The sequence below is a fragment of the Novosphingobium sp. NFX11 genome (genome assembly GCF_057376415.1).
This window is the reverse complement of sequence record NZ_CP080384.1, coordinates 2,615,401-2,632,658: the sequence shown is the minus strand read 5'-3', so window position 1 is coordinate 2,632,658 and position 17,258 is coordinate 2,615,401. Positions and strand designations below refer to the sequence as shown.

Here is a 17,258-nt window from a genome sequence, read left to right as displayed (position 1 = left end):
TTTCTGATCAGGCTCTTAACCGACCGTCCTAATTTAGCCAGCGGAACGAGATGTTACAATCATGTTGAAATGTAGTTTGTGTCCATGGATGTAAAATTACAATTTTGACTTCGCATGAGGCGTTTAATTGTTGCTCCTGTATTTACGCATTTATACCTAACGCGTACTGAGGAGCGCAAACGCGTTGAAGAAAGGTGCTGTCTTCAGGATGTCTTGCCACAGTCCCTTAGAGGATGAGTAGCCCACCATAACGACGTCGCCATCTAGGATCATGGGATCGGGGTCGAGGCCGGTGCGGATGCGCTTGATATCGAACCGCGCGGCCATCCGCTGTTCGTTCATGGTACGGAAAACGACGACTTCGTTGAGCTTTGCGGTCGGCGTGGGGCTTTCGGCTCGGGCCATGGCCGCAAGCAACGTGGTACGGCCATCAATCTCGTAGACGCCGGGCTTCTTTACCTCGCCTTCGACGGAAACGTAACTTGGTGCCGCTTCCTTCACGGAAACGGCGACCTGCGGGTCGCGCAGGTAGCGTTGGCCGAGGCGAGCGGCGATTTCTTCGCCGACTTCTGCCGTACCTCGTCCGCCGGCGGCTATCGCGCCGATCAGCGGGATCTGCACCATACCCCCTTCATCGACCCTTAGTAGCTCCTGCGAAATGTCCGGCTCTCCGAATACCCGTAGCGTCAGAATATCTTTTGGGCGGATTGGATAGACAGTCGGAATTGGAACTGCCGCAGGAATGACTTCGTAGGAAGCGGCGCCCGCTGCCAAATCCGGATTGGGGGTAGTCGTGCCGCAGCCGGTAAGAAGCCAGCTTGCGCTCAGCGCGCCGAGCAGCATGGACGAGTTGTACTTTTGCACTACCGGAAGTCTCCATCACGACGAGGATCGATTGGGTGGCTAGGGGTAATGCTAGGCTCCGTTTTGCGCAAGCTTTCCGCGACTGATGGTGGCGACTTGCGGATGCGCGTGCCGCATCACAATTTCGAAGGACAACTTAGGTTGGGCAGTTCACGACGCATCAGGTCGACGCGTGCCTTTCGGGAGCAATGTGTCGGCGAGCGGAGCAGCCTGAATACGTCTTCCCGGCCACGGCGGAGCCAGAATTCCAGACCGGTGCTGGCATCATACCCTGCTCATGATTCAAGGCGCAGCCCCACGGACGGCTTCGCCTTGTTGAACTTTGGTCGGGGCGGGTGCCCCTTGAGGTGAGCTATCTCGTCCTTAAGCGCCTGGTTCTCGTCCTTCAAAGCCGCATTCTCGGCAGTGAGGTGTTCGACCTTTTCCTCGAGTCGGTCACCGCGATCGACCAGCGCCGCTACAACACGGCGCAGATCCAAATCCGGCATTCCAGCGCTGATGTCATCGCCTTGTGCCACCCATAGCGTGAATCACGCTGCTGCCACTTTGTATAGCCTTACCGCCCGGGAATTTGCCCCGGTTACGCGTCGTCACATACATGTCATTGAATAAAAACGCATTTTCCAAAAACACCATTCAAGTTGGGCCAGAAGGTCATCGCCGGCTTTGATGCCCGCGCTTTGCGTCGGGCCGGCCTTAGTGCCTGACTCAGAAGTTTCTCAAGCGTAGCAATACCTTGCAGTTCTGCGGGTGAGCATGCGGATGGAGGCTATCGTTATCCATGCCGTGGAGGATCTCGATGGTAGTTTCCCAATCCTTGGCGAGGCGGCGGCATCGGCCAAGCCATGCGAAGGTGCGTTCGACGACCCACCGCCGCGGGAGAACCTGGAAGCCCTTCGCCTTGTCCGAACGCTTTATGATCTCGATCGTCCAAGCCCCTGATCCGGCAAGGGCAGTACGGAGCTTGTTGCCGGCATAGCCCCCATCGGCAAAAACATGCCGCAGCCACGGGAAGCGTTTCCGCACGGCCTTTAGGACATCGACGGCACCGTCGCGGTCCTGGATGTCGGCGGTGTGGACGAGGATAAAGATGAGAAAGCCGCAGGTGTCGGTCAGGATATGCCGCTTGCGGCCCTTGATCTTCTTGCCCGCGTCATACCCGCAAGGGCCGCCGCTTTCGGTGGTTTTAACTGACTGGCTGTCGATCACACCGGCGCTCGGCGAGGCTTCGCGCCCTTCGATCTCGCGCAGGTTCAACACCAGCATCGTGTTCATGGCTTCGAGCAAACCGGTGTTGCGCCAAGCGTAGAAATAGCGCTGCACAGTCGAGACCGGCGGAAAGCATTTGGGCAGAAGCCGCCAAGCGCAGCCGCTGGCTGCTATGTAAAGCAAGGCATTCACTACTTCGCGCATATCTGTCGTCCGACGACGACCTCTGCGCTTGGCTGGCGGGATGAACGGTGCCGCCAATTCCCACTCCCGGTCCGTCATATCGCTGGAATAGCGCAATCCTTTCCGGCTATGCTCCTGCCGGGCAATACCAGTCCATGTCATTGATCACTCCATCTCTCGCAGGACGGACTGAATCACAACATACTGGTATTGCTCAACAACTTTTGGGGCAGGCTCTTAGCGACGGCCGCAACCTGCGAAGCTTCGCTCATGTTCCGGAGTTGGGCGACCGCTGGATTGTCTTCGGCAGAATAAGCCTCTATGAAATCGAGCGTTAAAGCTAGGGATGCTGCATGATCTGTGCGCAAATCCTGTGCAGCATTGTTAAGCTTGTACCCCACTTGGTGATCCTTGACATTTGTTCACGCAAAGCGATTGGCTAGAGCGTCTGCTCTGCGGCTGTTGCCAAAGGTGCGAAATTCGTCGCAACCAAGGCGCGGCTCAGGCGAATGGCGTAATTGGTTTTGCGTTTCATTGTGCAGTGCGATATAAGCCAGTAGCTGTTTAATTCCATAACGCTGGTTCAAGGAGGCTATGGAGCCGTATGGCTTTCAAGAGCATCATGCTGTCGATTGTGGCTGCAGCACTGTTTGGTGCGCCTGTCGCTGCACAGGTCGGTGCTGATTTGCCAGTTTCGGCAGGCAAGGTTGTCAATCGTTTACGGTTTTCCGAGAGGTGGTCAATTGATCTTCCGGTTCGGCATAAAGCCGAGGGAGGAGTGCTCACTTTCGCTCTCATTGCCTTCGCCGCAGCTGGGTTTGGCCTTTATCAGGTTGTTGATGGTAATAAGTTGAGCGGCGCTTAATCTGACGTCTATTGAAACCATCCCGTCTTCGGGTCAAACCGGGGGCGGGCTTTTGCTTTGCGAAGTAATGTTCATGACCGCGACGAGTCCCCGCTGAATGACGTATGATGCTCGTCGGTTCAGCCGATCATTCACCGCTACGCATAAAGTCTGGCAAGCCTGTGGGCTGTTGCTGGTTTCCGTTGTTTTTGGTGGAGGCGGGGCCGGGGCGGGGCTGTTCAATCTTGCGGTGCAATTAATCGGGATAGCGATCCTGTCTTTGAATAAAAATGCATGTCTCGGGTTCTTTCAGCGCGCTCCCGTATGGGCTGCTGTTCTGGCGGGGGCGACGTTGTTGCTGCCGCTGTTGCAGCTCGTCCCGTTACCGCCGCAGCTTTGGGGAAGCTTGCCCGGCCGCGAACTTGCTGTGGATTCCATGCGGCTCTTGGGTCTTGACCATCAGTGGGCGCCCTTGTCCGTGAATCCGCAGCGCACGTTGATCGCCTTTTTTCGCTGCTGCCGCCATTTGCGATGGTGATTCTGATGTGGGAGGCCGATGAGGAGGCATGGCACAAGCTGGCTCTGTTTCTCGTGGTCTGCGGTGTCTTGGTCGTGATCCTCGGAGCGCAGCAATTGGCCTTGGGAAACATGCATCTGATGTTTTTCGAGCAGACACGGGCATCGCCTGATTTGCAGGGCACTTTCGCAAACCATAATTCAACCGGGCTGTTCCTCGATCTTGTCTTGTGCGTGCTGATTGCCCTCATGACTCGTCGTTCTTTCGGCTGGCTGCCACTCGTGTCGAGTATCGCGGTCGCTGTGCTTCTGGTGGTGGGAGTTTTTCTGAGCCGGTCGCGGTCGGCGATGTTTCTGCTGGTTGTGCCTGGGGTTCAATTCCTTTTCAGTATCTTCCAGATGCGTGCTCGATTTTCGATTTCCAGAGGTGCGACCGTTCTAGCGATTGTAGCCGCAGTCTTGGCCGCCGGTGTCGGTTTTCTGATTCTTTCGGGCAGCGACAGAGTGAGGGACAGCCTTTCCCGCTTCGATGACCTCCAGGACGCGAGACCGGCGATCTGGCGTGATACCTATGGGGCGATCGGTCGATACTGGCCGGTAGGAAGCGGCATCGGCACTTTCGATGAAGTCTTCCAGATCGATGAATCTCTCGAGAATATAGGGCCAGGCCGAGCGGGGCGCGCCCATGACGAGTATCTGGAGGTAGCCTTGGAGTCCGGTGTCGTCGGCGTCCTGCTTCTTGGTGGCTGGCTCGTTGCCCTGCTGATCAGCTTTGCCAGGCTCGCTGCGACAAGCCGTGCCGCCATAGCGGCGGGTGCCGCTTTCGTATCAATCGCTATGCAGTCGATTTTAGACTATCCCTTGCGGAGTCAAACCTTGCTATGCGTCGCAGGGCTCATGTTGGCGCTCCTGATCCGGCGGCCCGGGCGCGAGGAAAAGCGAAAACGGAGTCGGGGCAACTCTTAGCAGAAAATGAGCTTGAAGAGTTAACGATGGCTTCGAGCGATCACTGAAATCCACGTGTAACTAATATGGCGGGGAATCACTTGCAGAACGTAGTATTGGAACAGGAACCTGCTGGCGACTATGGTGATGGTGCCGGTCAAGGTCCCGACCTGGCAGCGGTCTTCAAGGCCTTATTCCAGGTTGTTCGTCGAAATATTCTGCTGATTGCAGCTACCGTCGCAGGCGTTGTTTTACTGGGCGTTATTGTTACGCTGCTGATAACTCCGAAATACAAGTCTTCTGCACAGGTGTTGATCGCGGATCAGGCCGACCAGATCATCGAAGGTGGTGAACTGCAGAAGATGAGCGCAGGCTGGGATACCGATCGGTTCCTGCAGACCCAGTTGGGCATCATCGAGAGCCGTTCGCTCGCTCGCAAGGTTGTGCAGAGTGGTCGCTATGATCGCAGTGAAGCTTTTTTCAAAGCCATGGGTAGCACGATGCCCACGGAGACGAAAATTCCTGGTCAGAAGATCGAGGCGCTTCGGGAAGACGAAGCCATCGACCTCGTTTCCAACAGCCTCACAGTTACGCTTCCGTTAGACAGTCGCATCGTTACGATTGCGATCACCACTCGTGACCCGGAGCTTTCGGCGAAGCTGGCGAACATCTACGCCGAAGGGTATATCGAATACAATCTGAACCAGAAGTATCAGAGTTCTGCCTATGCAAGGAAGTTCTTGCAGGATCAGTTGTCGGATGCACGCGCAAAGCTGACTCAGTCAGAGCGTGACCTCAACCAGTATGCGCGGGCAGCTGGACTGATCCGCGTCACCAGTCAGGGTGAAACTGGCCGGCAGGAATCGGCACTTTCAGTGACGAACAACACGCTCATCCAGTTGGCTGATGCTGCCTCGAAGGCAACTGCTGATCGAATTGCTGCGCAGGATCGTTGGGAAACGCTCTCGAACCAGCCGGCCCTTTCCGTTCCTGAGGTAAATTCCAACCCCGCGATTCAGCAATTGCTGAGCGCGAGGGTCACCGCAGAAGGCCAGCTTGCCGAGGAATCTTCTCGCCACTTGCCGGGATATGCAACGGTCAAGTCCAAGCAGGCGGAAATTGCCGAGCTGGACCGCCGCATCGCCACGATTGCAACTTCCATCAAGAAGTCCGCCCAGATCGACTTCCATGCGGCGCAGGAGCGGGAGAAGTCCCTGAGTGCGCGCGTTGAGGCACTGCGAAGTGAAGCGCTCAACGAGCAGGATCGGGGTGTGCAGTATTCCGTTCTCAAGCGTGTGGCAGATACCAATCGCACGCTTTATGAATCGCTGCTGTCGCGCTACAATCAGATTAGCGCTACCGCCGGCGCCGCCTCGAACAACGTTACGCTTGTTGATCGTGCCGAAGTTTCGCGTACACCAGACTCTCCGAAGCTGGTTCTCAACGTCCTCATTGCATTGATCTTGGGCGTAATCGTCGCAGTTGCCGCCGTGTTGCTCCAGGAAGTGTTCGACGACACGATCCGCACGCCGGAAGATGTCGAACGCAAGCTCGGCTTGCCTTTGCTCGGCCTTATTCCGATGATGAAGGATGCCAAACTGGACGATAAGATTTCTGATCGTCGTTCGGGCGTTGCGGAAGCCTATCGTTCACTCGTTGCAAATCTGCGTTACTCGACGGCGACCGGCTTGCCGCAAGTCCTTGCAATCACCAGCTCGCGTGAGGGCGAAGGCAAGTCTACCAGTGCGCGGACGGTTGCTCAGGACGTCGCGTCGCTTGGAAAGTCGGTGCTGCTGGTGGATACCGACCTTCGGCGCCCGACGCTTCATCATCTGATGAAGGGCAAGGGCGGTTCGGGTTTGACGGACGTTCTGACCGGGCAAAAGACCTTCGAAGAAGCGGTGCAGGTCTCCGACGATATTCCGACGCTCCATTATCTTTCGGCTTTGCCGATGCCGCCTGACCCTGCGTTGATCCTGGCCGGTGACGGATTCCCCGTGTTTTTGGAACAGGCGCGGAAGATTTACGATTTCATCGTACTCGATTGTCCACCGCTGCTGGGGCTTTCCGACGCCGTGATTATTGCCAACCAGGCTGATGGCGTGCTCTTCGTGATCGATGCGTCCGGTTTCCATCGCGGAGCGGTGAAGTCGGGATTGCGGCGCTTGGCTTTGGTCAAGGCGAGACTTCTTGGTGTCGCGCTCAATCGGTTTAATCCGAAGGCAGGTGACAGCGAGTACGAATATTATGCGTACAGTTATTATAGCTATGGGTCGAAAGAGAGCTGAGGTAGGCAGATGTCGCTAGCGCGACAGATGGGCGCTCTAGCCTGGTTTGTCATGTTCGTGGGCCTCGGCGTCGCTGCGTTCGGCGTCGAGGTTGATCGTGAGGCCAGAAAAAGCCTGGCAGTGGTTGCTTGGGTTCCAAAGGCGTTTCGGAGCGATGCTCTCCAAACGCTTTCGAATTCAGCTTATGCTGACGGGCGCAGTGAACAAGGCCTCAGTTATGCTCGCGAGTTGGTGGGGAAGCGACCGCTCCCTGCGGAGCACCTGTCGCTTTATGCCCATGGTTTGATTGCCACAAATGCTGTTGAAATGGCAGTTCCTGCCATTCGGGCTGCTGCAGAGCGAGGCTGGCGCGACCGATTCACGCAACAGATCGTAATAGTATCTGCAATTGATCAAGGCGATTGGAAGGTCGTGGCTGATCGTCTCCTGGCCCTGTGGCGGCTGGGCGAGAGGAGCGCGTGGTTCCGGCAACTTTCCGGAGCGCTGGAGGAGCCCAAGGTTCGGGCTGAATTTGTAGCAGGCCTGAGACCTCACGAAAAGAATTGGGTCACCGCATTCCTGCATTGGGGCAGCGGGAGCCTCTCTCCGGATGCGCTTGGGCAGATCGCACTGGCAATGCACGCCCGCGGCGATGAGTTCGAGTGTGGCGGCATTTCGGTGAAGACAAGGCAAATGGTCGGCGCCGGGCAACTTGTCGCTGCTGAAAGGCTGTGGCAGACTGTATGTGCGCCCGATGGCAAGGTCACGGCGGCATCTGATTTCGCGTTCTCCGAGCCGGGCAGCTTTCCTGGACCCTTTGACTGGGTGCTCAAGGAAGATGCCGGAATCGATACGGAATTCATTGAGCGGCAAGGCGCTACGGTATTGCGCTTCGAAAACACAGAGGCAATCCGCATGGATATAGCTGAGCGGGTCGCCAGTTTGCGCGCGGGGCCGCATGTGGTTCGACTGGTCCGTGGTGGCGACATTGTCGATGGTGGGGCAGCGTTGCGGGTCTGGTGTCGGGCAGCCGATGGCCATCGCGCTTTGGTGTCCGGCGTCGATCTTTTGATGGACGGAAGTACGTTCTCCATTCCTCAGAACGGTTGTATAAGTCAGAATTTGGTGATCGCGGCACGGCCAGGGTCGGGTGAGATCGGCGGACTGAAGATTGATTGAGGTACAGTGAATATGTTTGAATCCGTCAAACAGAGGTGGCTTGGAGAATCTGCACACTGATATAATTGGATTTTCTGCCTGAGAGCAGCCAGGAAGGCTGCGAGACAGGAGCAGAGAATGAGCAGACGACCCCGGCGCAACCACAGCCCGGCATTCAAGGCGAAGGTAGCACTTGCCGCGATCAAGGGCGAGAAGACGCTGGCAGAGCTGGCGCAGGACTATGACTTGCATCCTAACCAGATCACGACGTGGCGCACGCAGTTGCTCGACGGAGCGGCCGGCGTATTCGGGTCGGAGAAGTCCTCGGACGAGCCCGCCGTCGACGTGAAGACGCTGCATGCCAAGATAGGCGAGCTGACGTTGGCGAATGATTTTTGGAAGGCGCGCTCGGCAAGGCAGGACTGTTGCCGAGCGCAAAGCGATGATTGACCGAACGCACGCACACCTTACCGGTGAAGCGTCAGGCGAAGGGTATCCATCCGGCGAGGCTTTCAATTACCCACAAGTGGTCGCACGCGTGATTCCCGTGAGCGCATTACGTTTGAACCCCCTGACTCGGCTGTGATCTCGTACGCATCCGTTGAGCGTCGCCTTGCCCGGGACGTGACAGACCGCTCTTAAGGTCGCTCTTGAGCGCGGTCGCAGGAGCGGTTTTTGTGGGTCAGATCACGGTTTTCGGCGGGCCTGAGCGTCGGCGGCGCTGGCATGAGGACGAGCGGGCGAAGATTCTATCCGAGGCCTTTTCTCCTGGCGCCTGCGTGGCGCGTGTAGCTCGCCAGCATGATGTATCGACGGCGCTGATTTACACCTGGCGCCGCAAAGCGTGCCAAGCGTCTGGCGTGGGGGGCTCTTCAACTGCGGCGCAGGTCGGCTTCGTCGAAGCAGTCGTGCTTGATGACGGAGGCAGCAAGCAGGCACCTTCGCCGCCGGCTGTTGTGGTGGATCTGCCTGGTGGGCGGCGCGTGAACATCTACGCATCGGCGCCGCCCGGCATGGCCGCGGCTGTTCTGAAGGCGCTGATCCGATGATCCCGGTCCCGAGCGGAGGTAGTCGTCTGTGAAAAGCGCTGAAGCCCGCAGGGAGGCGTGGGTTTTGGTGGATATGAAGTAATCGAATTTGCAAGGTTTTGGGGAAATCGGGCGAAAAGCTTGCGATTACGTGCGCCTGTGCACGTAGGGGCTTTCCTCGCAAGTCGGGTCGTGATTCACTGAGTTGGACGACACGAAGAGGTTTTGCCGATGCCTCCGAAGAAGCCCGCGCCGCGCAGTGACGAGTTGTTCCGCAGTCAGCTCGACAACATGGTCGACATGGAACACGCGCTGGTGAAATTGGCGGGGCTGATCGACTGGTCACGGTTCGATGCGGCCTATGGACGGTTCTACCATGAGAAAGGCCGCCCTGGGCTGTCGACGCGGCTAATGGCAGGCCTGCACCTGCTCAAGCACATGGAGGGCCTGTCGGACGAAGCCGTCTGCGCCCACTGGGTCGAGAACCCGTACCACCAATTCTTTTGCGGCGAGCAGTACTTCCGCCACAAGCTGCCACTGGATCGTTCGTCGATGACGCGCTGGCGGAACCGGATCGGGGCCGACAAGCTGGAACTTCTGCTCGCCGAGACGCTGCGCGTGGCGATGGAAACCAGGGCAATGCCGCCGCAGGCCTGCGAGCGGGTGACGGTGGACACGACTGTACAGACCAAGGCGATTGCCCATCCCACCGACAGCCACCTGCTGCTACGCGGCATCGAGTGGCTGAACCGGATTGCCCGCAAGCACGGTATCAAGCTGCGCCAGTCATTCCTGCGGGTGGGCCGCCAGGCTCGGCGCGATGTCTCCCGGCTGATCCACGGGCGCGGTCACAAGCAGGCGATGCGTTGGGTGCGCAAACTTCGCACCTGGCTGGGCCGGCTCGACCGCGACATCGGCCGCAAGATCGCCGGAAATGAGGAACTCGAGGCCGCCTTTGCCGTCGTCCGCGAGCGGGTGGCGAAGATCCTCACCCAGAAGGCTGGCAGCACAGACAAGCTTTATGCCCTGCACGCGCCCGAGGTGGAATGCATCGCCAAGGGCAAGGCGCGGACCCGCTACGAGTTCGGGGTAAAGACCTCGATCGCGGTGACAAACGCCCGCACCGCCGGCGGCCAGTTCATCGTCGGCATGCAGGCGTTGCCCGGCAACCCCTATGATGGCCACACCCTGTCCGGGCAGATCGAGCAAGTCGAGCGCCTGACCGGCGTCACCGTTGAGCGGGCTTATGTCGATCGCGGCTACAAGGGGCACAAGCATGGCGGGCAGGCCAGGGTCTATATCGCCCACACCCGCGGGATCACCTCACCCACGATCAAGCGCGAGCTCAGGCGACGAAATGCCATCGAACCGATCATCGGTCACACCAAGTCCGATGGCCTGCTCGAGCGCAATCACCTCGCCGGTGCCACCGGCGATGCCATCAACGCCATCCTGGTCGCCGCGGGGCACAATCTCAGGTTGCTCGTCGCATGGCTGACTGCGCTTTTGCGCGCCCTCATCGCCGCCTGGCTATCCCCAGTCCTGCCCGAAATGGGCGCTGCCTGAAAGCAGCGTACCAGTTCGATAAACCCCTCACGGCACATCGGACGCAATCTACCCGTCGCCGAAACGAACATCGCATTGTTCACGGCCGACGAGGTAAGGTCTGGCTCGCGCTGGGGCATACAGACATGCGCCGGGGAATGAGGTCGCTGGCCTTGCAGGTTCAGCAGTCGCTGAACAAGGACGTCCATGCCGGCGACCTGTATGTCTTCCGGGGCCGCAGCGGGTCGCTTTGCAAAATTTTGTGGCATGACGGCCTTGGGATGTCGTTATACGCAAAACGTCTGGAAAAAGGACGTTTTGTCTGGCCCGCCGCAAAGGACGGAACGGTGGCCATCTCGGCATCGGCGATGGCCTGCCTGCTCGAGGGTATAGACTGGCGTAACCCCCAGGAGACCTGGCGCCCGACCCAGGTCGGCTGATCCACCGCGTCAATCAAGGTGCGAGAAATCCCGCCTGTCCGGGCGCATTGGTGAGACAAAATACGCGGGAAAACTGGCTTAAATCCTGGGGTTTGCGGCAGGTTCGTGCTATAAAAAAGCATGCCTGCAAGCGATCCGTCCGACGATCTCATCCAGCTTCGCGCTCAGTTTGCGGTCGTTCAGGAACGGGCCGATAAGGCCGAGGCTGAGGTCGCCATCGTTCAGGAACAGGCCCAGGCCAGATTGCTCGAGGCCGAAGCACGGGTTGCCAAAGTCTGGGCAATCAACGCTGATCTGCTGGCCCGCAACGCCCACCTCGAGCTGATGAACGAGACAATGCGCCGCGACAAATACGGCGCGAGCTCCGAGCGCAGCCGGCGCCTGCTGGGTCAGCTCGAACTGACCTTCGAGGAACTCGAGGCCAATGCCAGCGAGGCCGAACTGCTCGGCCAAATTGCGGCCGACAAGACCACCGCGGTCGCAGCGTTCACCCGCAAGCGGTCCACCCGCCGCGACTTCCCGGCCGACGTGCCGCGCGAGAAGGTCGTCATCCCGGCGCCAGAGCTTTGTCCGTGCTGCGGCTCGGGCGAACTAAGCCATCTTCCCCCGGTGATCACCGAAACGCTCGAGAGAATACCGGCCCGCCACAAGGTGATCCAGACGGTCCGGGAGAAGGTCTCGTGCCGTAAGTGCGAGAAGATCAGCCAGCCACCAGCGCCCTTCCATGTGACCCCGCGCGGGATGTTCGGGCCGCACTTCCTGGCGAACCTGGCCTTCCAGAAGTACGGCCTGCACCAGCCCCTCAACAGCCAGCGTGATCGGCTCGAGGCCGAAGGCATCCCCTTGAGCCTCTCGACGCTCGCGGATCAGATCGGCGCGATCTGCGTGGCGGTGAAACCCCTGTTCCTGCTGCTGGAGGCGCACGGGCTTGCCGCTGACCGCCTGCATGCAGACGACACCACCGTTCCACTGCTGGCCAAGCTGAAGACCAGCGTAGCGCGGATATGGGACTATGTGCGCGACGATCGCCCGTTCGGCGGGCCGGCGCCGCCGGTGGCGCTGTGCTACTACTCCAGTGATCGCAGGGGCGAGCATCCTCGCGCCCACCTGGCCGGCTATACCGGTATTCTTCAGGTCGACAGGTATGCCGGCTTCAATGCCCTGTTCGAGGAAGGCTGGGCCGATAAGCCCATGACGCGCGCAAATTGCTGGGTTCATGCACGCCGGGAATTCTTCAAGCTCGTCGACCTCAGACAGCAGCTCAAGCGCAAGAAAAAAGGCACTGCGCCGCTCATCTCGCCGCTGGCAACCGAGGCGCTGGAGATCATCGATCGGCTCTTTGCCATCGAGCGCGGCATCAACGGCAAGCCTGCCGCCGAGCGCCTGGCCGTTCGCCAGGAGCTGTCCGCTCCGATCGTTGCCGAACTGGAGGCCTGGATGCACGAAACGCGCAGCAAGCTCTCTCGTCACGATGCCGTGGCCAAGGCCATCGCCTACCTTCAGAACGACTGGGCGGGCTTCACCACATTCCTCGCCGATGGCCGGATCTGCCTCTCAAACAACTCCGCGGAGCGCCAACTGCGCAGCGTTGCTCGAGGAAGGAAAGCATGGCTGTTCGTGGGCTCAGACCGTGGCGGCCAGCGTGCGGCGATGATGTTCAGCCTGTTCGGCACAGCTCGGCTCAACGACGTCGATCCGCTGGCCTGGTTCACCGACGTCCTCGCCCGGATCGCCGACATCCCCCAGAACCGCCTTCACGAACTCCTGCCGTGGAACTGGAAGGCCGCTCAGCAGCAGGCCGCCGAGGAACTCGCCGCCTGAACTGTTAGACTGAGGGCTTGCGGCTTGCGCAGAACAGTCCCTGAAATAGCTGCTCGCAGCGCTCACGGCCGGCTGAGGTCAACACTACCGACTTCGCCTTGCCCACGGGATTGTGGATCAATCCTTGCTCGTACAAGCGTCCCAGTGCGCCCCAATCAAAGGACTTCCAGGCTCGACAGGTCCCTGACATCCGATCCAGGTCGTGCAGCGTCAAAAACATCAGAGCCAGGACCGCCTCATCAATCCGGTCGGTGTCTATATCCCGCTCTTCCATAGGCAGCTCCTCGCGGCGCTGCCGATAATCTCACATCTTGACCCTCAGCTCCACTGCGTCTGCTATCGGATGCGTACTGTGATTCCTGCTCAGGCACGGAACCTGCGGGGTGCGTGCCATGGCGAACGACGGAGATGAAGGTGAGACCTGGATCGACGGAGAAATAGACAACACCGGGTTCGGCGATGCTCGGCTTGGTAATCGGCTGCGCAAACTGATGTGCTGCTTGGACAGCGCAACAGGTCAGCCGCTGCCGTTGGCGTGCGAAGACTGGGCAAACACCAAAGCGGCGTACCGCTTCTTGTCGAACAGCTCGGTCACCGAAGAGCACATTCTGGCTGGCCATTTCCAAGCGACAGCGCGTCGTGCAGCCAGCTGCGATGGCACCCTGCTGGTGCTGCAGGACACCACAGAATTCGTCTACCAGCGATCAGCACCAGATAGCATCGGCTACACCAAGCATGTGAACAGCGGGCGCGACAAGGAAGGCCGCTGGCGTCAGCACAAGCTGTGCGGCGTGATGATGCATGCCAGTCTGGCCATCACGCTTGAAGGGCTTCCCTCGGCTTGACGGCTGCCCGCTTCTGGAGCCGTGCACAATTCAAAGGGCTGCTGGCGCTCAAACGCAAGGTCAACCAGACCCGCGTGCCGCCGCATGATCTCGTTGGTGCCGACACCCTCGCTCGTCAGGACCACGATCTCGGCGCGCCATGAATGCTTCTGCGCCGAGTTGCGGTCCTTGATGATCCGATCGAGCCGGTCTCGGTCGCATGGGGAAAGGCTGATTGAGATACCGCTGCGCATCCACCCTCATCGCACAACCGGCAAACTTCGGGAATCCACTTCAGGACTCTTCTGTCAGACCTTGCCCACTAGGATTCTCGAAGCGCGTCACGTCGCCGACCTCCGCAGCGAAAGTGACGGCGACGATCAGATCGACACCACGCAGGGCCTGTAGGCTGCGCACGAGGGGTTCGAGAGACCAGCTTGGCAGGAACTCTTCGATCGCCGCTTCGATGCGTTTGATCCGCTCGCTGGCCAGCCGCAGTGCATCGACCATCTCCTGAAGGGCGATCTGGTGCGCCGGATGGTCGAACCGCTGTTCCTGCAGCCATCGCAGATATCGCATCGACCACGTCTTCTTCCGTGGGAAGATCCTGCCATGCTTGAGCATGAACGACGTGATGTGCTGGCGATGGACGCGCTGCGTCTCGACAGCTGCCGAGCGGCCGCGAACCAGATCGCGCATAGCCTCATGACCTTCGTCCGGCACCCATACTGCGGTGAGTTCTCCTGCGCGGAGCAGCCGAGCCAGTCCGATCGCATCGCGCCGGTTGGTCTTCACCTGATCGCCTGGGCGCCTTGGAATGAGCGAAGACGCGACGACCGTGCACTCGAAGCCCATCGACTGGATCAGCCGATGAAGCCCGTATCCCGTCGGCCCTGCCTCATAGCAAAAGATCACGCTTTCGTGCTTCGCGGCAAGCCGCTTCACCAGGCGTCGCATGCTCGCCTCGTCAGCGTCGAACTCGCCCAGATACCTTACTTCGCCCATGCGTCCGCCGTCGGCAACGGCCACGGCGTTGCGTAGCTTTGCAACGTCAATGCCGACGAACGCCTCTCGTAGCTCATCCATGACACCATCTCCGCGATAGCGAAGGCTCAGCACCTGCGCTGCCCTCGCCAACACAGTGTAAGCGCAGGGCCGCCCTCTCGCGCAGCGGACATACGGTCTTACGGTGTTTGTGGGGCGGATCACGGTTTTCGGCGGGCCTGAATGCCGCCGTCGCTGGAGTACTGAGGAGCGGCGGCGCATTCTGGAAGAGGCTTTTGCCCCGGGTGCGTGCGCGCCCAGGTTGCTCGGGAGCACGACGTCTCCACTGCCTTGATCTATAATTGGCGGCGCAAACTGTGCCTGGTGGCTGCCGCTGCACAGGAAGGCCATGGTTTCGTCGAAGCTGTTGTGTTGGAGGACAAGGCCACCACGCCGATTTCCGGGCAGCCGGTGATTGTAGTGGAGCTTTCGCAGGGCCGCCGGGTGAGCATCTTCAGCTCGTCTCCCGCCATGGCGTTGCATGTCACAGAGAAAATCCTAGAAAAATTAATGAAGTGATTGTAGCTTGAGGGCCTCCCGTGAATCCGCAGCTTTCTGCGGCAAACCTCAGAAGGAATTTTCGCGTCGTGAATTGTCTTCCGTCTCGACTGAAGATTGTACTTTCTGTCGCGTTTCTTTCGATTGCAAATCCGTCAGTCTCTGCAGAGCTTTCCGTTGATCGGCCTCAAGACTGGCGACCCGTGCCTGAACCCGCCGACCGGCTTTCGAAGCATGAGAAAGTAGCGGGCTTGGTGTCGGGAAGTGGCGGTGTTGACATCGTTGTGGTCGGCGATTCTATTGCAGCAGCACTACCGGACAGTCAGCTTGCACCGTATCGCGTACTTAATCTCGGCGTGCCCTCAGACCGGACTTACAATATCGCTTGGCGGCTCACTCGATACGACCTCAAGCGATTCCAACCGAAAGCGGTTGTGCTGATCGCTGGCACCAACGACTTCTGGTCCGTTTCAGGCGAGGTTACCGCTCATGGTGTCAGACAAGTGGCGCGGCAACTTAAAGAGACCTGGCCGAAGGCTCGCATCCTCGTGTTCGGCATATTGCCGCGAGGCGCCGACTTCAAGGAATTCGATGCCAAGCGCAGGACCGCCAACGCGATTATCGCGCGACATGCCCGCTTCGATGGCTACTCTTTTATAACTGTCGAGAACGCGCTGTCGTGCAACTTCAAGCCTGCAGTGTGTAGGAATTACCACCCTGATTGGATTCACCCGAATGAACAGGGTGACCTGTTCTTGACCCGAGCAATTCTCCAGCGCTTGGCGCCGGTCAGTCAAGGATAACGACGATGTCTGTTGACGGCGGAAGCACCTCCCGTGTAAACAACTTCGACCTGCTGCGCCTGATAGCGGCCTCGCAGGTGATGATCGATCATTCATTTGCCTACCTGCGCGTCCCTATGCCCGCCGCCCTCAAGTTCCTCGCGCCCATACAGGGTGTGCCGATCTTCTTCGTGATCAGCGGCTTTCTCATCTTCGAGATCTTGGAAGCGATCGCCGACCGCACTGGACTATGCGATTCGGCGCGGTGCGCGCATCCTTCCAGGCCTATGGTCCTGCATATTCGCCACTCTTTTGATCGCCATGGCCTTCGGCACCCACGTGCCGTTGGCCCAGGGCTCTATCTGGATCCTCACGCAAATGGCGGGCCTGATCTATACGCCCGCTTTTCTTTTTGGGTTCGGCATCGGAGCCTATAACACGTCGCTCTGGACGATCCCGGTTGAGCTACAGTTTTACGTCGCCGTGATCGGGGTATACGCGGTGGCCAAGGTTCTCGGCGTTCGCCGGGCGGCGACCGGCATCTTCATCGGCTTCACCATTATTGCTGCAATACTCTACGTAACCTGGCTCCCGCCGCTTGGGCAGATCGAGACAGGACTGCAGAAGCTGGTGCGATATTCATTCGTTCCGCATTTCTACATGTTCATGGCGGGTGTGGTCATTCGCGAATGGGGCCTTCACAAGACCCGCCTCCTTCGCAACCGCGCATTGTACTGGATCGCCGCCTATGCAGCCTTCTACCTGATCGTTCCGGGCGACCCGCTGCACCACCCGCTGGCGAACATCGTAGGGCGACTGCTCCTGGCGTTCACGGTCATCTCGGCCGCCTACACCTTGCCCAACCTGTCAGAGCGACTGCTGGGCAGAGAGACGGACATCTCCTACGGAATCTACATCTATCACGGCATGATGATCAACGTAATGGTCATGCTGGGTATGACCGGCGCACCGATCGCGATAGCCTGCGTGCTTGTGTCGGCTCCCATCGTCGCGGCCCTGTCATGGTTCTTCGTGGAGAAGCCCATTCTCAAGTTCGCTCACCAGAAGACAGATCGTTCGCCCAAGATCGATCCCAGTACTGCCGCACCCACTGTGGCGTGACCTCGCGCGGGCAGCGGTCAATTGCTCGCGCGAGCTTCCGCATCATGCGCGCGGATCGCATCAGCCTTCGCCGCCCAGCGATTGAACGCTTTGATGTAGATGTCGCGGCTCTCGATGATCGAGGCAACCGTCTCCTGCGACACATCCTGCACTGCGCAGGGTTCTATC

20 protein-coding genes and 2 pseudogenes are annotated in these 17,258 nt (G+C 59.2%); 16 read left to right on the top strand and 6 right to left on the bottom strand.

All coding sequences use genetic code 11. From position 1 onward, the window contains the following. Positions 1-156: 156 nt before the first annotated feature. On the bottom strand, positions 157-864 hold the full coding sequence (locus tag KZO24_RS13520; RefSeq protein ID WP_486486396.1) for a polysaccharide biosynthesis/export family protein: 708 nt from the start codon (positions 862-864) through the stop codon (positions 157-159). Between the two features lie 347 nt (positions 865-1,211). Between KZO24_RS13520 and KZO24_RS13515 the strand changes: the two genes are divergently transcribed. Then, on the top strand, positions 1,212-1,388 hold the full coding sequence (locus tag KZO24_RS13515; RefSeq protein WP_486486395.1) for a hypothetical protein: 177 nt from the start codon (positions 1,212-1,214) through the stop codon (positions 1,386-1,388). Positions 1,389-1,583: 195 nt separating this feature from the next. Here KZO24_RS13515 and KZO24_RS13510 read toward each other — a convergent pair. Together KZO24_RS13510 and KZO24_RS13505 are read right to left on the bottom strand one after the other, a co-directional pair. Continuing rightward, a protein-coding gene (locus tag KZO24_RS13510; RefSeq protein WP_486486394.1) for an IS5 family transposase occupies positions 1,584-2,418 on the bottom strand; the annotation gives its coding sequence in 2 pieces (ribosomal slippage) (positions 1,584-1,661 and positions 1,663-2,418; 834 coding nt in all). Between the two features lie 32 nt (positions 2,419-2,450). Continuing rightward, positions 2,451-2,657 carry a hypothetical protein gene (locus KZO24_RS13505; RefSeq protein ID WP_486486393.1) on the bottom strand — a complete coding sequence of 69 codons (207 nt, stop codon included), beginning with the start codon at positions 2,655-2,657 and terminating at the stop codon, positions 2,451-2,453. Positions 2,658-2,860: 203 nt separating this feature from the next. Between KZO24_RS13505 and KZO24_RS13500 the strand changes: the two genes are divergently transcribed. From KZO24_RS13500 to tnpC, 10 genes and pseudogenes are all read left to right on the top strand, one after another. Next, on the top strand, positions 2,861-3,121 hold the full coding sequence (locus KZO24_RS13500) for a hypothetical protein (protein ID WP_486486392.1): 261 nt from the start codon (positions 2,861-2,863) through the stop codon (positions 3,119-3,121). Positions 3,122-3,218: 97 nt separating this feature from the next. Further along, a complete protein-coding gene (locus KZO24_RS13495) occupies positions 3,219-3,638 on the top strand; it encodes a hypothetical protein (RefSeq protein WP_486486391.1) in 420 nt (139 codons plus the stop codon). A 5-nt stretch (positions 3,639-3,643) separates the two neighbouring features. After that, positions 3,644-4,582 carry an O-antigen ligase family protein gene (locus KZO24_RS13490; protein WP_486486390.1) on the top strand — a complete coding sequence of 313 codons (939 nt, stop codon included), beginning with the start codon at positions 3,644-3,646 and terminating at the stop codon, positions 4,580-4,582. Between the two features lie 80 nt (positions 4,583-4,662). Continuing rightward, positions 4,663-6,849, top strand: coding sequence for a GumC family protein (locus tag KZO24_RS13485; RefSeq protein ID WP_486486389.1), 2,187 nt, complete (start codon positions 4,663-4,665; stop codon positions 6,847-6,849). Between the two features lie 27 nt (positions 6,850-6,876). Then, positions 6,877-8,007, top strand: coding sequence for a hypothetical protein (locus KZO24_RS13480; protein WP_486486388.1), 1,131 nt, complete (start codon positions 6,877-6,879; stop codon positions 8,005-8,007). A gap of 117 nt (positions 8,008-8,124) precedes the next feature. Next, positions 8,125-8,446: pseudogene (locus tag KZO24_RS13475) on the top strand (transposase); the annotation flags it as partial. 217 nt (positions 8,447-8,663) lie between these two features. After that, positions 8,664-9,035: an IS66-like element accessory protein TnpA gene (gene tnpA, locus KZO24_RS13470; protein WP_486486387.1), complete on the top strand. Its 372-nt coding sequence runs from the start codon at positions 8,664-8,666 to the stop codon at positions 9,033-9,035. Positions 9,036-9,245: 210 nt separating this feature from the next. After that, entirely contained in the window at positions 9,246-10,580 is a 1,335-nt protein-coding gene (locus KZO24_RS13465) for an IS5 family transposase (protein ID WP_486486113.1), read from the top strand. Positions 10,581-10,732: 152 nt separating this feature from the next. Next, positions 10,733-10,999 (top strand): IS66 family insertion sequence element accessory protein TnpB, encoded by a 267-nt coding sequence (gene tnpB, locus KZO24_RS13460; RefSeq protein ID WP_486486386.1) that lies wholly within the window; start codon positions 10,733-10,735, stop codon positions 10,997-10,999. A 120-nt stretch (positions 11,000-11,119) separates the two neighbouring features. Continuing rightward, positions 11,120-12,820, top strand: a complete 1,701-nt coding sequence (gene tnpC, locus KZO24_RS13455; protein ID WP_486486385.1) for an IS66 family transposase — start codon at positions 11,120-11,122, stop codon at positions 12,818-12,820. Positions 12,821-12,824: 4 nt separating this feature from the next. Here tnpC and KZO24_RS13450 read toward each other — a convergent pair whose 3' ends face one another. Next, a complete protein-coding gene (locus KZO24_RS13450; RefSeq protein WP_486486384.1) occupies positions 12,825-13,094 on the bottom strand; it encodes a DUF6429 family protein in 270 nt (89 codons plus the stop codon). Positions 13,095-13,212: 118 nt separating this feature from the next. Between KZO24_RS13450 and KZO24_RS13445 the strand changes: the two genes are divergently transcribed. Both KZO24_RS13445 and KZO24_RS13440 read left to right on the top strand, forming a co-directional pair. Further along, complete coding sequence (locus KZO24_RS13445; protein WP_486486383.1) at positions 13,213-13,665, top strand: IS4/Tn5 family transposase DNA-binding protein; 453 nt, start codon at positions 13,213-13,215, stop codon at positions 13,663-13,665. Beyond that, positions 13,662-13,808 carry a hypothetical protein gene (locus tag KZO24_RS13440; protein ID WP_486486382.1) on the top strand — a complete coding sequence of 49 codons (147 nt, stop codon included), beginning with the start codon at positions 13,662-13,664 and terminating at the stop codon, positions 13,806-13,808. Before KZO24_RS13445 ends, KZO24_RS13440 begins: the two co-directional genes overlap by 4 nt. Positions 13,809-13,968: 160 nt before the next feature. Here KZO24_RS13440 and KZO24_RS13435 read toward each other — a convergent pair. Next, positions 13,969-14,730, bottom strand: a pseudogene (locus KZO24_RS13435) (IS110 family RNA-guided transposase); the annotation flags it as partial. A gap of 207 nt (positions 14,731-14,937) precedes the next feature. On the opposite strand from KZO24_RS13435, the gene KZO24_RS13430 reads away from it, so the two are divergent. From KZO24_RS13430 to KZO24_RS13420, 3 genes are all read left to right on the top strand, one after another. Beyond that, positions 14,938-15,207: a hypothetical protein gene (locus KZO24_RS13430; protein WP_486486381.1), complete on the top strand. Its 270-nt coding sequence runs from the start codon at positions 14,938-14,940 to the stop codon at positions 15,205-15,207. Between the two features lie 20 nt (positions 15,208-15,227). Next, entirely contained in the window at positions 15,228-15,989 is a 762-nt protein-coding gene (locus tag KZO24_RS13425; RefSeq protein ID WP_486486380.1) for an SGNH/GDSL hydrolase family protein, read from the top strand. Between the two features lie 222 nt (positions 15,990-16,211). Beyond that, on the top strand, positions 16,212-17,090 hold the full coding sequence (locus KZO24_RS13420) for an acyltransferase family protein (protein ID WP_486487175.1): 879 nt from the start codon (positions 16,212-16,214) through the stop codon (positions 17,088-17,090). A 17-nt stretch (positions 17,091-17,107) separates the two neighbouring features. Here KZO24_RS13420 and KZO24_RS13415 read toward each other — a convergent pair whose 3' ends face one another. Continuing rightward, positions 17,108-17,242 (bottom strand): hypothetical protein, encoded by a 135-nt coding sequence (locus tag KZO24_RS13415; RefSeq protein ID WP_486486379.1) that lies wholly within the window; start codon positions 17,240-17,242, stop codon positions 17,108-17,110. Positions 17,243-17,258 lie beyond the last annotated feature (16 nt).

What these genes read in the sequence shown, in the direction of transcription:
- tnpC (WP_486486385.1), top strand. Translation starts at nt 11,120, where the DNA reads ATGCCTGCAAGCGATCCGTCCGACGATCTCATCCAGCTTCGCGCTCAG.
- KZO24_RS13450 (WP_486486384.1), bottom strand. Translation starts at nt 13,094, where the DNA reads ATGGAAGAGCGGGATATAGACACCGACCGGATTGATGAGGCGGTCCTG.
- KZO24_RS13490 (WP_486486390.1), top strand. Translation starts at nt 3,644, where the DNA reads ATGTGGGAGGCCGATGAGGAGGCATGGCACAAGCTGGCTCTGTTTCTC.
- KZO24_RS13495 (WP_486486391.1), top strand. Translation starts at nt 3,219, where the DNA reads ATGACGTATGATGCTCGTCGGTTCAGCCGATCATTCACCGCTACGCAT.
- KZO24_RS13445 (WP_486486383.1), top strand. Translation starts at nt 13,213, where the DNA reads ATGGCGAACGACGGAGATGAAGGTGAGACCTGGATCGACGGAGAAATA.
- KZO24_RS13500 (WP_486486392.1), top strand. Translation starts at nt 2,861, where the DNA reads ATGGCTTTCAAGAGCATCATGCTGTCGATTGTGGCTGCAGCACTGTTT.
- KZO24_RS13465 (WP_486486113.1), top strand. Translation starts at nt 9,246, where the DNA reads ATGCCTCCGAAGAAGCCCGCGCCGCGCAGTGACGAGTTGTTCCGCAGT.
- KZO24_RS13480 (WP_486486388.1), top strand. Translation starts at nt 6,877, where the DNA reads ATGGGCGCTCTAGCCTGGTTTGTCATGTTCGTGGGCCTCGGCGTCGCT.